Here is a 16,408-nt window from a genome sequence, read left to right as displayed (position 1 = left end):
GGAGACTGAAAAAGTCTTGAAACAATATCATAGGCACATGAAAACATGCGACCGGAATTGTTATCCGACTTTTTCAGGCTCCCTCCGCTGCTTATATAATATCCACGAAAAACTGTATTCCGAAGATTATATCACCCAATTTCATATCATCAGCACTTCGGAGCCCAGGGCTTCAATTGCTTGAAGAAATCGTTACCCTTGTCGTCTACGAGTATGAATGCGGGGAAATCCTCTACATCTATCTTCCATACAGCCTCCATGCCAAGCTCGGGATACTCCACGCACTCTATGCTCTTAATGGAGTTCATAGACAGAACGGCCGCCGGACCACCGATGCTTCCAAGATAGAAACCGCCGTGCTTATGACATGCGTCGGTCACTTCCTGGGTGCGGTTGCCCTTTGCTATCATCACCATCGAACCGCCATTGGCCTGAAACTCATCCACATAAGGATCCATACGGTTGGCCGTTGTCGGACCCATCGAACCGCAAGGCATTCCATCCGGGGTCTTTGCCGGACCGGCATAGAGCACGGGATGGTCCTTAAAGTACTGCGGTAAACCTTCGCCTGCATCAAGACGGGCTTTAAGTTTGGCATGAGCGATGTCGCGGGCAACGATAATAGTACCGTTGAGGCTCACACGGGTAGATACCGGATATCGGCTGAGCAACTCGCAAATCTCACTCATAGGCTTGTTCAAATCAACCTTCACGGCATTGCCTTCCCCTGCATTGCGCAACTCCTCGGGAATCAGCTCGCCCGGATTATCGTCAAGTTTCTCTATCCATATACCGTCTTTATTTATCTTTGCCTTGATGTTCCGGTCGGCGGAGCAGCTTACTCCGAGGCCTATAGGACAGCTTGCTCCGTGGCGCGGCAGACGGATCACACGTATGTCATGGGCGAAATACTTACCTCCGAACTGCGCTCCGAGACCGATTTTATGAGCCTCTTCGAGCAATTGGTTTTCCAATTCGACATCACGGAACGCACGTCCGGTCTCATCGCCCGTAGTAGGCAGATTGTCGTAGTAGTGCGTCGAGGCAAGTTTTACTGTGAGAAGGTTTTTCTCTGCCGATGTGCCGCCTATGACAAAAGCGATGTGGTAAGGAGGACATGCGGCCGTGCCGAGCGTCTTCATCTTCTCGACGAGGAACGGAACAAGAGTGCCCGGATTTTGTATTCGTGCCTTGGTTTCCTGATAAAAATATGTCTTATTGGCCGAACCGCCGCCTTTCACCACACAAAGGAACTTGTACTCGTCACCCTCCGTGGCCTCAATATCTATCTGGGCCGGCAGGTTGCAGCGTGTGTTAACCTCGTCATACATATTCAACGGAGCATTCTGCGAATAGCGCAGATTCTCTTCAGTGTATGTCTTGTAAACGCCTTTCGACAGTGCCTCCTCATCACAGAAGCCCGTCCATACATGCTGTCCTTTCTCGCCGTGTATAATGGCAGTACCGGTATCCTGGCAGAAAGGCAACTTACCCTTGCATGCCACCTCGGCATTGCGCAGGAATGTGAGTGCCACATATTTGTCGTTATCACTCGCCTCGGGATCTGTCAGAATCTTGGCTACCTGCTCATTATGCGAGCGGCGCAGCAAGAAATTGACATCACGGAACGCAGCATTGGACATCATCGTCAACGCCTCGGGAGCTATTTTAAGAATTGTCTTGCCCTCAAACTCGCCAAGCGATATGCCTTCTTTCGATAACAGATAATACTCCGTGGTGTCTTTACCGGTCTGAAACATCGGAGCGTACTTAAATTCAGGTGTTGTTGCCATATTTAATTATATTGTTTAAGAATGCGGAGACGGTAAGACTTGGTGCCAAGCACATGTCAGTCCGCATTTGTTAATATTCTATTTCCTTAATCCTATTGTTTTTGAAACAATGCGCCAATATCAGATAGAAAGTCTGTCAATATCCGAAAATCTCGTCTGTGGTCACGCGACGGATAGGCGCTATCTTCTCCAAAGACTTGATATCAAGCTCTTTCTCATCGCCGAGTATCATGTAAAGATACGGCTTTGACGCCATGCGCTCACGCTCAAACTCAACCACATCGCTGAGTTTTACCGACGGAAGGGCATTGTATATCTTTTCATTTATATCATAGTCGATACCTAAGTTTTTCGCTTTTATATAAGCGTTGAGTATTCCGAACTTGGTGGTCCGTGCGGCGGCAAGACGCTTTGTCAGAGCCTGCTTTGCCAATTCAAACGCCTTTTCAGACTGAGGGATAGTATCAATGATGCCATTAAATGCGTTGATGCAATCAAGCAACTTGTCGTTTTGTGATATAATATGCGTCACCGTGAACTCCGGATGCCCCTTACGAGACGGGGTGAAATAATTTGCCCATGCGTTGTAAGCAAGCGCACGGCTCTCACGCAGTTCCTGAAAAACAACCGAATTCATGCCTCCACCGTAATACTCGTTGAACAACGACACCAGAACCTCCTTATCGGGAGACCACATCCGACCTTCATTATGACACTGGCGCATGTATATGTTCTTTGCCTCATACGGCGCGATGAGTATCTCGTTCCTGGGTGTCTGTTGCTCGGTATACTCTTTTCCTGTGGGCACAGGCATGAGTTTCTTCGTCGTTTTGTGATATTTGTCCACTGCCGAGATAACTTCTTCCATCTCTGCCGGACCACAATAATAAACTTCGTGCTCATAGTTCCGAATATCCTTGACCATATCTATAAGCTCCCGGGGATTTCTTTCAAGCAGCGCTTTGTTGCCCGGCACGTTGCGAAGCGCGTTATACGGACCGTAAAGGCCATACATATAAAGAGCAGAGAAATTTGCCTTCTGATCGAGTTTCTTATCCTTTCGTGTCTTTATCTCCACATCGACATACTTACGGTAAGCAGCCGTGTCAACCTTGGCATTTGCCAGAAAGTCTTCGGTGAGGGCGAGTGCCTCGGCCATATTGTCGGCAAGTCCCGACACTATGATATTCATAGAGCCTGCGCCTACGCTCACATTATACTTACAAGCAAGACTGTAAAACTTCTTTTTAAGCTGTTCTGCCGTCATCTTAGACGTGCCGAGATAATCAAGATAATCGGCCGCAAAAGGCAACCACATATCGCTTTCCTCTCCAAAACCATAGCGGAAACAGAGCGTGAAAGTACCGTTTGTCGTATTCTTGACATACATCACCGGCATGCCCTTCTTCGTTTTTCCATACGACAAGTCAGTCTTGAAATCAAGGAAACGCGGTTGTATCGGTTCAGGGATGCTGTTGAGCATGTCTCCTACAAACTTACTCTGCATATCCCTGTTCGCCGGAATGGCCGTAATCTGCGGCTTATCAATCTTTCGCAATGTGCCGTCCTCACCTGTACGTTTGTACACTGCCACGTAATTATCACCGAAATGGCGGTTGGCGAAGTCTATTATATCTTTCTTTGTAAACTTAGACATGCGGTCAAACTTGGTCACCACACGTTCCCATTCAATGTTATTTATGAATGCGTCGACATACATGTCAGCCCTTTTGCCATTGTCTTCGATATTACGATAGTAGTTCAATTTGAGATTGTTTATCACCGACCGTATCAAATCGTCATCAAAATCGCCTTTCCTCAACTTGCCAATCTCATTGAGCATCACGGTCTTTACTTCGTCAAGTGTCTGCCCCTCTTTAGGCCGTCCGTAAAGAACAAGCATCGAATACTCATTCAGAAACGAGTGGAAAGCGCCAGCCTCGGCACACAACATATTCTGGTTTATGTCAAGGTCGAACATTCCGGCTGTACCGTTTTGAAGCAGATAAGACAACACTTCTACCGTATCCGCTTGGGCGGAAGCGGCTTTGTCGAGTTGCCATGCAAGCATTAAAAGCTCTGCTTCATTGCCTATTACGGTCGTATCCACCGGCGCTGTCAGTTTCTTTACCGGCTCATATTCAGGAAACGAGAGATTGGGATCTGCCTTCCAACCGCCGAAATAACGGTCTATTACCTCTACCGTACGCTCCGGATCAAGATCACCCGAAAGACAGATGGCCACATTATTCGGAACATAATACTTCTTGAAATAGTTCTTTATGTTTACAATCGAAGGATTTTTAAGATGTTCCTGCGTTCCTATCGTAGTCTGGGTGCCGTAAGGATGATTGGGAAACAACTTGGCAAACATAGCCTTCCACACCTTCGACATGTCATTGGCTATACCTATATTATACTCCTCATATACCGCCTCAAGCTCAGTGTGGAAACCTCTTACAACCATGTTTTGAAACCTGTCGCTCTGTACTTTCGCCCAGTTCTCAACCTCGTTAGACGGTATATCCTCTATATAACAAGTCACGTCGTTGCCCGTATAGGCATTGGTGCCCTGCGCTCCGATTGCCGACATCAGTTTGTCATACTCATTGGGGATATTGTATTGTGCCGCGACCTGTGACAAACTGTCGATCGCACGATAGCAGCGGCGACGGTCTTCGGGATCGGTAAGAGTGCGATATACCTCATAACGGTTTTGAATGGAGTCGAGCAGAGGCGCCTCTTTGGCAGCGTCCGATGTACCGAAACTTGTCGTTCCCTTGAACATTATATGCTCGAGATAATGCGCCAAGCCTGTCGTTTCCGCCGGATCATTGCGGCTTCCGGTACGCACGGCGATATACGTCTGTATGCGCGGCTTCTCCTTGTTGACCGAAAGATATACTTTCAGTCCGTTATCGAGAGTATATATGCGGGTGTTCATCATGTCACCTCTCACGCTCTCATACTTGTAATCCTTTGCCTGAGCCGCCATCGACACTATAGCCATAAGACAGGCGGCCGCCATTGATTTCATGTTCATCTTAATATGTCATTTTATTGATTGTCAACACAATGCCAACTTAGAGTTGCAAAGTTAGTGTTTTTTGTCCATACCACAAAAAAACTTGACACGTAATATATTCTTTATCACCTCGACAACATGCCAAACGACACGCATCCGCCTACTTAATCTTAGACAGAAAGTCGTTCAGCACGTCTTCGTCCACATCTCCAAGGGCAGCTTCCTTCTCCGCATCGCGGGCTATGGCGGCAAGCCATGCGTCGCGGGCGCCCCCCCCGTCGGCGGCAATACGCTCCATATCATCGGCCGACAAAATATCAATACCGTAATAATCGAGCAACATCCCGTAAGTCATGTTCCACCTATAATCGGCATACCGCTCGTGCATCGCCTTGAAGCGGCTTTCGATTTTCTCTACGCTATCCGTCTCTCCTGTCTTTATATCGTCTGCCAGCCTATCCGTTTCCGACTTTGGCACCAACAGTCCGGCAAGGTCTGTCCATTCTCCCGTGCCCGTCATACCGCGCGGAAGATCACCCGGACAGTTCCTCACGACATCTGCGAAATACATTTTCAATGCCATGTCATACCATAAAATACCTTTCACCAACGAGCCGTGCCGTATCGTGCAACCGCCGTATCGGTACTCGGCCATGACATCCCCCTGCTCGGAACGCAGTTTTTCGAGCAGTTTCTTTCCAGCCATCACCTTGCGTATGGTATATGGACTGAGCCAGTCGAAATTCACTATGCTTTTTCTGTCGGCATGCGGCCGCATGTCACGCTTCGGCCATTTGGACGTGTCACGGTACGTGCCAACAGTGGCGAGATTGCACCCCGGCACAATGAATGTCTTGTCGCCTGACGCTATGATATATGAGAAAGGCAGGTCTGAAGTGTCAGGATGATTGGAGATCTTCCCCATGCACATGGTAAACGCCCCGATGGCAGCCGGCATAAGTATATGAGCCCCGCTCGCCGTCTTCGAGCCACGCTCCAACGTTCCATAATGTATTGGACCTATCTTATAGGCATGATTGCTGTAATTCGTTCCCGAACCGGCATTATAGAACGACAGTCGGCCGCCGATAAGAAGCGTAGATTTGTGATGGCTCACGGTGAAAGGCCCGCAGAACGCCGCGCAGGCCTCACCGTTATCCATATATGAGTTTGCAAAGAACACACTGTTTTCCGCCGAAAAACCTTTTCCTATATGACAGGCCTCACCCACGAAACAGTTGTCTGTTTTCGCACCATTGAGCACCGAAGCTCCGGCTGCCACTATCGTGTTCTCGCATATCACGTCATTTCCTATATATACTCCCGAGTCTCCACTGCCGGTCAGGGTGCAGTCAACAAGACGCGAAGCGCAGTTTATCTCGCAGTCATCGCTTGCGCACACGTTGACAATCTCACGCGAGTTCACTATCTTTACCCTGTATCCCACGGTGCTTTGCTCCGGCCGGCATCTTTCCGCTTGTCGCTTTATGATGTCCCTCAACGCAGCCCACAGTTGTTTGTCGCCGGCCGCTTCCACCATGAAAGCAGCCATCTGGCTCGTCAACCCGTCATACAGTATGACGTTTCCGTCACCTGCCTCGTTCATCACCGATATTGTGTTGCCGCACCCATAGGTAGCACCCTCCACGGTAGTCATCACTCCGACATTGGATATATAGCACTCCTCGCCTATCACATAGCTGCTGATGTGGTTGCCAATATTCTCTATAAGGCAGTTATCGCCTATGGTAACGTTGCGCAACGTGGCATTACTTATACCCGAATGACGCATGAAGCCCTCTTCAACCTCTATATGCTTGTCGAACACTCCCAGGTTGATCTCCCCGTAAAAAGCCACTCTCCTGACATAATCGGGAGTGAAATCATCGGCCACAAACACCGTGTTCCAGTCTTCGGCCGTACACCCGTTACTTTCGAGAACCGTTATCTCATCGAGAGTAAGGCTTCTGTAATTGTCATTCATAGTCTTGATACAGGAAATCATTGTACGGATATTTCTGTACGTGCAACTCGCGCACACGCTTGTAAAGCACATCACGCAACTCGTCTATATTCTGTTTCTCGCGAGCCGATATGAAAAGGCAACTGTCGTCCATCTTAGCCATCCACGTCTTGCGCAGCTCATCAAGCGTTACGTTCTCTTTCGTCGGTGGCGTGAGGTCGTCAGGTTCTTTCTCAACCCATGTATAGGCATCGATCTTGTTGAACACTATCATCGACGGTTTGTCGGCACACCCGAGTTCACCCAGTGTCTTTTCCACCACGCTTATCTGTTCCTCGAAGTCGGGATGCGATATGTCCACCACGTGAACGAGCAGGTCGGCCTCGCGCACCTCGTCGAGCGTCGACTTGAACGAGTCCACCAAGTCTGTCGGCAACTTACGGATAAATCCAACGGTGTCGGCCAAAAGGAAAGGCAGATTGTCTATCACCATCTTGCGCACCGTGGTGTCGAGAGTGGCGAACAACTTGTTCTCCGCAAACACCTCGCTCTTCGCCAGCAGGTTCATTATCGTCGACTTGCCGACGTTGGTATATCCCACGAGCGCCACACGGATCATGCGCCCTCGGTTTTTCCGCTGAGTGGTCTTCTGCCTGTCAATCTCCGTGAGACGTTGCTTCAGCAGCGTTATGCGTTGCAAGATTATGCGGCGGTCCATTTCGAGCTGTGTCTCTCCCGGACCGCGAAGCCCCACACTACCCTTTCCGCCACCGCCGCCGGAGCCGCCACCCTGTCTTTCGAGGTGTGTCCAGAGCCGTTGCAGTCGCGGCAGCATGTATCGGTGCTGTGCCAGTTCGACCTGTGTCTTGGCTTCAGCGGTCTGTGCCCGCATGGCAAATATATCGAGAATTAGCGATGTACGGTCGAGTATTTTCACTTTCAGTTCTTTCTCGATGTTGCGCATCTGCTTGGCGGTCAACTCATCATCAAATATAACCATACCAACCTCTCGCTCAGCTTCCTCCTCGTCTTCTATGTATTTCTTTATCTCTTCCAGTTTTCCCGAGCCCACGTATGTCACCGAACTCGGGCCGGCCACCTTCTGCGTGAACCGCTTTACAGTGACGGCGCCTGCCGTATCGGCGAGAAATTCAAGCTCGTCGAGATACTCTTTTGTCTTGGTTTCGTCCTGGTCTTTGGTCACAAGGCCAACAAGTACGGCTGTCTCAGCCTTTGCTTCCGATATAACAAATTCTTTCATTAATCTTCCTTTCTGTTTTTAATACAATCCGGACACATTGTCTTTTCCGTCCGGCATCACTTTCGTCTATCATCACATACACGTCTTATAGTACGGCTATCATACGGAAATGGACATTGTTCACATCATGAATCGCACCCGTCGAACAATCTATCCCTTGGGGGTGTCCGCTTCATGGCTTCATCGCCGTACTGTCAGGTTTCAGTTAAATCACATAAGCCTATAATCTTTATTTTATACAATAATGTCCATTGTCTCACCGCTTTGAATATCCCAACACGGCAAGCCTGCCAGATACACATCGGGCCTGCCATCGAAAAAACGCTCCATCACGACAAGAAAGAGACACTTGCCGAAACGTCGCCTTTACCTTTTGCAAAGATAACGCAAGTTGAGTGAAGCACAAAATTATTTATCGGCTTTTAAAGCATAAATTAACGAGAAACGGCAATCACAACGGCAAAAAACAGATGATAAAGACTAAAAGAACGGAAACGAAATCGCTTACGGCATGATGAAAAACCACCCATCCGACCGGGCACATGTAAAATAGTTTCACAATCGAACCTGTGATTTTTTATACAGTTCAAAAGTTAAAAACGACAAGTATTTACTTTGTTTTTTGACAAAACACTATTTACCGACAGTAAATTTCCGGAAATTTCAGCCAAAACGGAAGTTATTTTGCATTCAGATACCGGTTGGCATGCAACGGGATACCCGTTGCGATGCGTTTAGACACCCGTTGCATTGCGTTCAGATACCCGTTGCACGGCAACGGGTATCTGAACGCAGAGCGAATAACAGCCGGAAACAACAAAAAAAGGCTTCCGGCACAAAGTACCGGAAGCCTGACAAACAGGCGGCAAGGCAAACGATATGTGCCGACGGCCTGCAAAACCATGAGCAATCACGGTCTATGGGGACAAAAAGAGAATTGTGCCATCTTTCTGTTTTATCAAAAAACACGGTATGCCCGAATGTATCTCCATGCAAACCGATAACGCGTCAGCACTGCCACAAGAACCTGTTTTGTAATTTTTTATCATAAGATTATCTTTTAACACCATTTCTGTCGCTACAAATTTACAATAAAACATCATCAGATAAAAGCAATATCACGATACACTTCACTATACATCACATGAAATAAAGATATATGCCAACTCCATATCTCCGACGCATTACGGCATACGTAGGAGATTTGACCGCAAGACGTTAAACCTTTCGCCACGCCGGACATCACAATAAAATATAAAAGAATAAATACTAACCATACATTAAACAAATCGAATGAAACGAATTCTTATTTTCGCGCTTCTCGCCTTAGGTGGTCTTTATGCGTGGAGCCAACCGCGGTATGACATGAAGAATATCGTGAGGGAACAACTCAACAGAGGTGTTGTGGCAATAAAACAGGACAACGGTAACGTGATAGTAAGCTGGCGCACACTTACAAGCGACGGCAAAGGAGAGCCATTCGACATCTACCGTAACGGGGTTAAACTGAACGACCTGCCCATGACGGACGGCGGTACTTTCTTCACAGACAAAAAACCGTTGTCGGGCGATGTGACATACGAGGTGAGAGGCGGTGGAAAAGACGGTTCATATATATTGAAGGCCGACGCTCCGGCAGGCTACCTGCCCATAGCGCTGAAAAAGCCGGCAGACGGCATCACACCGGACGGACGCACATACACCTACTCGGCAAATGACGCGAGTGTTGGCGATGTGGACGGAGACGGACAGTATGAGATAATACTGAAATGGGATCCGTCCAACTCGCACGACAACGCGCATGACGGATTTACCGGCAACACGATCTTTGACTGCTACCGCCTGAACGGCGAACGCCTGTGGCGAATAGACATGGGCAAAAACATACGCAGCGGAGCACACTATACGCAGTTTATAGTATACGATCTCGACGGCGACGGACGGGCGGAAGTGATGATGAAGACTGCCGACGGCACTATAGACGGAAAAGGAAAAGTGATAGGCAATGCCGACGCCGATTGGCGTCACGGCGTCAATGAAGCTATGGCCCACTTCGACAAGAACCGTGAAAGAGCGGTGAAAGAGTCACGGGAAAGAGAGAGGATGCGCCGCGAACGGGAGGAGATGCGCAAACAGGATAAACGTCACGACACGGGCACTAAAGATAAGAAAGGAAAGAAGAACAGCAACCGCCAATGGCAGCGCACTCCGTGGCCGGGAGTTGGTTTCAGGTCGGGAAAGATACTCGAAGGTCCCGAGTATCTCACGGTGTTCAACGGACTGACCGGAGAAGCGATGGCCACAGTCGACTATATCCCGGAACGTGGCGACATGAGCGGTTGGGGCGATGAGAAAGCCAACCGCTCGGACAGATACCTCGCCGCCGTGGGCTATTTCGACGGACACAAGGCAAGCGCCGTTTTCTGCCGCGGATATTACACACGCACCGTAGTCGCGGCATGGGACTGGGACGGCAAGACACTGACAAACAGGTGGACATTCGACACCAACGACGAGCGTTGGCGTTCGTATGCAGGCCAGGGCAACCACAACATCCGTGTGGCTGACGTGGACGGAGACGGACGCGACGAGATAACATACGGCTCTATGGCCATAGACCATGACGGGACGGGACTGTACAACACGGGCATGGGACACGGCGACGCAATGCACCTTACGGTCTTCGACCCGACAAGCGACAAGCTGCAACTGTGGGACTGCCATGAGAACAGGCGAGACGGAAGCGAACTTCGAGATGCCGCCACTGGCAAGATCATATTTCAAATAAAAAGCGGATTCGACGTGGGGCGGTGCATGGCTGCCGACATCGATCCGACAAACCCGGGACTGGAAATGTGGAGTTCGGACAGCCACGGTATCAGAAACATAAAGGGCGAACAAGTGTTGCCGGCCAAGGCAAAAAAACAGATGAAAGCGAAACAGGCCGACAGCGACGCGGCAGCGGCCGCCAATGACAACACAGCCCTATACTACCGCGGCGCACGGGTATCGACAAACTTCGGAATATGGTGGGACGGAGACCTGTTGCGCGAATTGCTCGACCACGAGACCGTGACGAAATACGACTGGCAGACCGGACGCACGTATCCGCTTATAAAGTTCGAGGGTTGCAGGTTCAACAACGGCACGAAGTCAAACCCGTGCCTGAGCGGCGACATTATCGGTGACTGGCGGGAAGAGGTCATAACCCGCACGGAAGACAGCAACGAACTGCGCATATATGTATCTACCGTTCCCACAGGACACCGCATCAACTGCCTGATGGAAGACATGCCCTACCGCCTGAGCATGGCAACGCAAAACGTGGGATACAACCAACCGCCACACACGGGCTTCTACCTGGGCCCAGACAAATCGGCTGTAGAATTTCTGAAATAAAAGCATTAAAATGCATTCATAACGAACAAAATCACCGATATATGTACGATTGTCATATATCGGTGATTTTGTTTATTCCTATATTTGCCACCGTAAACAATAATTGATAACCCAAAACAAACTTAACCGATCGTATGAGAAAAACTATCATTGCCTTGATCATGGCAACAGTATTGCCATGTGCCACGCAAGCACAACGCATACAGCAGAAACTCGGACGCGCAGTAGTGGCTGTGACCGACAAGGGGCAGAATGTGCTCGTATCATGGCGAAAGCTGGCGCAAGAGCCGGAAAACATAACTTACAACATCTACAAAAGAAGCGGAGGAACGGGAGAATACACAAAAGTGAACGCTGAGCCTGTGAAGAAAACAAACTTCAAGACCACACGCAGCGCAATCCCATACGGTAGCGAACTGGCCGTGACTACGGTGAGCGGCGGTGTGGAGAGCGCCAAGAGCGCACCATTCATGTTCAAGGAACAGGCATATAAAGATGTATTTCTGGACATAGATTTCGAGACAACCATACTGAATCCTGACGACTATAAGGTAAAATACGCATGGCCGATGGATCTCGACGGTGACGGAGAGTTTGACGCTGTGTTGGTAGACCGCCTGTTCACCGGCGACATACTCACAGGAAGCCATAAGATACAAGCCTATACATTCGACGGCAGGTGCCTATGGACGATAGACATGGGACCGAACGTCGACATCTGCGCAGGACAGAACGACATGGTTGTGGCTTACGACATCAACTGCGACGGCAAGTGCGAGGTGATAATAAAAAGCTCGGACGGAACCCGTTTCTGGGACAGCCAAGCGAATACATGGGGAAAATACGCCAATGGCAGCGAAACGGCCGACACGGACGGTGACGGAATAACCGACTATCGGAAGCAGGGCAAGCGCAATCCGCCGTTCTACGTATCCGTGGTAGACGGGCGAACGGGAGCGGAAATCGCCTGCAACGAACTGAAATATGAGGAAGTAAAAGACGGTGCCGACAGCTACGGACGAGACAACAGAACCGACTATATGGACGACAACCACGGCACTGAGTATGCTTTCCTGTGCGGACATTTCGCCATCTGCTACTTCGACGGTGTACATCCGTCGCTCGTGATGGAATGCCTCAACAGGACAAAGAGCGACAAGAAACACCATAACTACGTATTCGCATGGGGATATGACTGGACTGGCGGCAAGCCGTCTGACTGGCACCACTACTATACATGGAGCCGAAACGACAAGACCCCGTGGCCGGCAGAGTTCCACCAACTGCGCGTGGCCGATACCGACGGTGACGGAATAGACGAGATGCTGCAGGGCGGTTTCGGAGTAAATCCGAGAAAAGGGATGGTGTTCAGTGCCGGAATAGGACATGGAGACCGCTTCGACGTGAGCGACATAGATCCCGACAGGCCAGGCATGGAGGTATTCGCCATACAGCAGTCGGAACTGATGGGACAGGTGCTCTACGATGCCGCGACGGGCGAACACATCAAGGAATGGTACCTGCCGAGCGTATTCGATGTGGGACGCGGGCGCTGCATGGACGTTGACGGCGGGCACAAAGGCTATGAAATATTCTCGCTGCTGCCCAATCTGTACGACTGCAAAGGCAACGTGATAAAAGAAGGTACGACCACATACCCCATGGAAGGCTCATGGTGGGACGGCGATCTGCAACGCGAACTGATAGGAACCCCTGGCGGAAGCGGCTACGGATCTAACGTAATGATAACGAAATACAACGGAACAAGACTCATAGAGTTCTCGAAAGAAAGTTCATGGGTGGTACATTCGGGCTGGGCAAACCGTCCGGCGTTTATGGGAGACATCATCGGCGACTGGCGCGAGGAAATAATACTGATGAAACAGAACGAAGAAACAAGTACAGGTATAATAGGATACTCTACCGACATAGAGTCAGATTACAGTTTCTACACTCTGCAAGAAGACCCGCACTACCGTCTTGACTGCACTACGAGAGGATACTACCAGATGCCGTGCACAGGCTTCTATCTCGGCGGAGACATGCCATATCCGCCACTGCCGCCGACAATGGTGACCGACCTGAGATGGGCATCTGGAAACGCCTGGGGCACGACTGCGTCAAGCGGAACTTTCAAATCTTTCGACATGACCGCCACGAAAGGATATGCCGACGGCAACAGCATAATATTCGATATCAGCGGAGACAACTCGTCGGCAATATCCATAAACGGCAATCTGAAACCCCAATCAGTGTATCTGATAAATCCAAAGGGCCATGACTATACGTTCAACGGCAACGGAACACTGTCCGGCGACATGAACCTATACAAATCACTGCTTGGAACAGTCACGTTCGACAACAACCTTGAATACACAGGTACGACAGTGATAAGCGAGGGTACACTATTCGTGAACGGAAAAATAACCGGCAACGTATCTCTCAGAGCAAAAGGAACACTGGGCGGAAACGCCATCATAGACGGTGATGTAAGTTTTGAAAAAGCACTCAACTACGAGGGATGCCGGCTCATGCCATCAGGTAAAGACGGCACAATGACATTCAACAGGAGTCTCACACTTCCGGGAGATGTATATATAGAGGTACAGGCGGGAGAAGGAAAAGCAGGCCGGCTGATAATAAACGGAGATCTTACACTTGACGGACAGAACACATTTACAGTCAATCATGACGGCATTGCCGAGGGCGAATATATCTTGGCCGAATGCACCGGCAGACTGACGGCAGACGCAACGAAAATCAAAACCCGCGGACTCGTGGGACAAAACTATGACATACGTGTTGAAGACAACCGCATAACACTCACCATCAACGGCACACGCACTCCGGCAGAAAATGTCACATGGACCGGAAACGAAAACAATATATGGGACTACAAGAGCGAGAATTTCAGTGTCGGAGGCTCAGCCACACCGTTTGTCAAGGACGACAAAGTGGTATTCGACGACCAATCTGGCAACAGAAACATCACTATAAATGAAATGATGGTGACAGACGGCGTGACATTCGACATAAACAACGGCACTTATTCGCTAAGCGGCAACGGAGGAATCAGCGGTAACGGAGGCGTGACAAAGAACGGAAAAGGCGAGGTACGCATGGATTTGAAAAACAGCGACTACACCGGACAAACCGTTGTGAACGACGGAACACTGACTATAACCAATATCTTTGACGGGGGACAAAAGAGCGCTCTCGGAGCTGCCACGGCAGAAGAAGGATACATCAGACTGAATGGCGGAACACTGAAAATGGATGCCGATAACATGGCAACCGACCGAATAATCACCGTAACGGATACGGCGACCATAAACGTAGCCAACAGCAAAGGCTCACTTTCGCTCAAAGGAACAGTAAAAGGCAGCGGCTATCTCGTAAAAGACGGTCCAGGGCAACTAAACTTCACATATCCAGGAGAAAACAGTTTCGCAGGAATGATATTGAAGCAGGGTATCATAGCACAGGGAGCATGGAACTCAACATTCGGAAAGACCGGTTCGCCAATGAGACTTGAAGGCGGAGAAGTGCAACTGATAAACATGAACAATTCAAGCACAAGGCCTGTATTCAACTATTCCGCGACTGTCGTAGAGGGGAAGAGCTGCACCATAAAAGGCACGACAAGAGGCGCCATCAACGGAAATTTCAAGGGCAAAGGCCGTCTCACGATAGTGTCAACAGGTGTACGCAATGACATAGGAGCTAATTTCTCCGCATTCGAAGGCACACTGACAGCACAGGGGGAGAACTTCCGTCTGATGGATAATGTGACAGACATGAGCAAAACAAGCGTTATAATGGATGCCGGTTGTAAAATCGGCCACTATGCCTCTAATGGCTCAGCGGCAAAGGCCATAACGACCAAAATTGGCTCACTGGCATCTGAAAGCGCAGACTGTACGATAGGAAACGGTTCCGACTCTTATGAAATAGGTTTCAAAGAAGAGGATGTCACCTACCACGGTACACTTAAAGCCAAGTCAATAGCAAAGAAAGGAAACGGCACATGGACGCTTACCGCCAACGGAAGCACGTCTAACGTTGATGTATACGCTGGCACACTGCAATTATACAACAGCCCGTATTCCGTCAATCCGGAAGGATTTACATCGGGAACCGTGACGGTAAGAGACGGCGGAACGATCACAGGTACCGGCTCGGCAAAGAATATTACCGTAAACAAAGGCGGCACTGTTACAGCCGGATACAACAACGGGTATGGCACTTTGAAAGCCGCCGGTAATGTAACGATGAACGCAGGAAGCACTATTGCGGTCAAAGCAGGTCTCAGTAGCTCCGGAAGCGCGGTCAACGACGCTTTCAAACTGATGGGAACCACAACCCACAACGGTGATACAATCATTGTGATATTATCTCCTCAAAGAACACTTACGGCCGGTGAAGAACTAAAAATATTTACCGGCAACGGCATTCAAACAGGTTCTTACATTCTGAAAACCGTATCGGAAAACCAAGTCATCGAATGGGATGACTCGCAACTGCTGACCGACGGCATCCTGAAAGTGGCTTCGGCAATCACAGACATAAAGGGCATCACCGGTTCTTTCGGCAATGAGACGGAAGTGGATGTATACTCAACGGACGGTGTGCTGCTGAGAAGTAAAGTCAAACAGTCTGCCGCTCTTGACGGACTCTGCCGCGGGGTGTATGTCATCAACGGACATAAGATAATGAAAAAATAATGTTGTAATAATAGTATCAAAGCAAAGCCGATGAATGTCGGGCTATCCGATGCCTGATATTTATCGGCTTTAAATAAATGTAACGGAGAGCACTCACAAATGGAAATAGCTTATACACAATGTCAAACAAGTCATAGTTACATGTAAAACGAGTCGCATAATTTCATAATGACATATATAAAGCAATTCGCAAACACCGGCAAAAACAATCGAATAACAAACATTCGAATAACAAATGAAAAC

Annotated in this window: 6 protein-coding genes; 2 read left to right on the top strand and 4 right to left on the bottom strand. The window is 49.2% G+C overall.

Annotation, left to right across the window (positions count from 1 at the left end; genetic code table 11):
* Positions 1-149: 149 nt before the first annotated feature.
* From MoGM_RS12515 to hflX, 4 genes are all read right to left on the bottom strand, one after another.
* Positions 150-1,793: a fumarate hydratase gene (locus MoGM_RS12515; RefSeq protein WP_104370379.1), complete on the bottom strand. Its 1,644-nt coding sequence runs from the start codon at positions 1,791-1,793 to the stop codon at positions 150-152.
* A gap of 136 nt (positions 1,794-1,929) precedes the next feature.
* Positions 1,930-4,836: a pitrilysin family protein gene (locus MoGM_RS12510; protein ID WP_104370378.1), complete on the bottom strand. Its 2,907-nt coding sequence runs from the start codon at positions 4,834-4,836 to the stop codon at positions 1,930-1,932.
* 142 nt (positions 4,837-4,978) lie between these two features.
* Positions 4,979-6,802, bottom strand: a complete 1,824-nt coding sequence (locus tag MoGM_RS12505) for a DUF4954 family protein (protein WP_104370377.1) — start codon at positions 6,800-6,802, stop codon at positions 4,979-4,981.
* The gene (hflX, locus tag MoGM_RS12500) at positions 6,795-8,042 is read right to left on the bottom strand and encodes a GTPase HflX (protein ID WP_104370376.1); all 1,248 of its coding nucleotides are present in this window, start codon (positions 8,040-8,042) and stop codon (positions 6,795-6,797) included. The genes MoGM_RS12505 and hflX overlap by 8 nt, the downstream gene beginning before the upstream one ends.
* Before the next feature lie 1,293 nt (positions 8,043-9,335).
* On the opposite strand from hflX, the gene MoGM_RS13105 reads away from it, so the two are divergent.
* Complete coding sequence (locus MoGM_RS13105; RefSeq protein WP_158249617.1) at positions 9,336-11,441, top strand: rhamnogalacturonan lyase; 2,106 nt, start codon at positions 9,336-9,338, stop codon at positions 11,439-11,441.
* A 134-nt stretch (positions 11,442-11,575) separates the two neighbouring features.
* Positions 11,576-16,165 (top strand): cellulosome protein, encoded by a 4,590-nt coding sequence (locus tag MoGM_RS12485; protein ID WP_146078743.1) that lies wholly within the window; start codon positions 11,576-11,578, stop codon positions 16,163-16,165.
* Positions 16,166-16,408: the final 243 nt, after the last annotated feature.

The sequence above is a fragment of the Prevotella sp. MGM1 genome (genome assembly GCF_002933775.1).
In the GTDB taxonomy this organism is placed as follows: domain Bacteria; phylum Bacteroidota; class Bacteroidia; order Bacteroidales; family Bacteroidaceae; genus Prevotella.
The sequence above is the reverse complement of the archived record's forward strand: the minus strand, read 5'-3'. Positions and strand labels throughout refer to the sequence as shown.

Bases quoted from the DNA above. Each gene is read 5' to 3' on its own strand.
- MoGM_RS12515 (WP_104370379.1), bottom strand. From the start codon at position 1,793: ATGGCAACAACACCTGAATTTAAGTACGCTCCGATGTTTCAGACCGGT.
- MoGM_RS12505 (WP_104370377.1), bottom strand. From the start codon at position 6,802: ATGAATGACAATTACAGAAGCCTTACTCTCGATGAGATAACGGTTCTC.
- hflX (WP_104370376.1), bottom strand. From the start codon at position 8,042: ATGAAAGAATTTGTTATATCGGAAGCAAAGGCTGAGACAGCCGTACTT.
- MoGM_RS12510 (WP_104370378.1), bottom strand. From the start codon at position 4,836: ATGAACATGAAATCAATGGCGGCCGCCTGTCTTATGGCTATAGTGTCG.
- MoGM_RS12485 (WP_146078743.1), top strand. From the start codon at position 11,576: ATGAGAAAAACTATCATTGCCTTGATCATGGCAACAGTATTGCCATGT.
- MoGM_RS13105 (WP_158249617.1), top strand. From the start codon at position 9,336: ATGAAACGAATTCTTATTTTCGCGCTTCTCGCCTTAGGTGGTCTTTAT.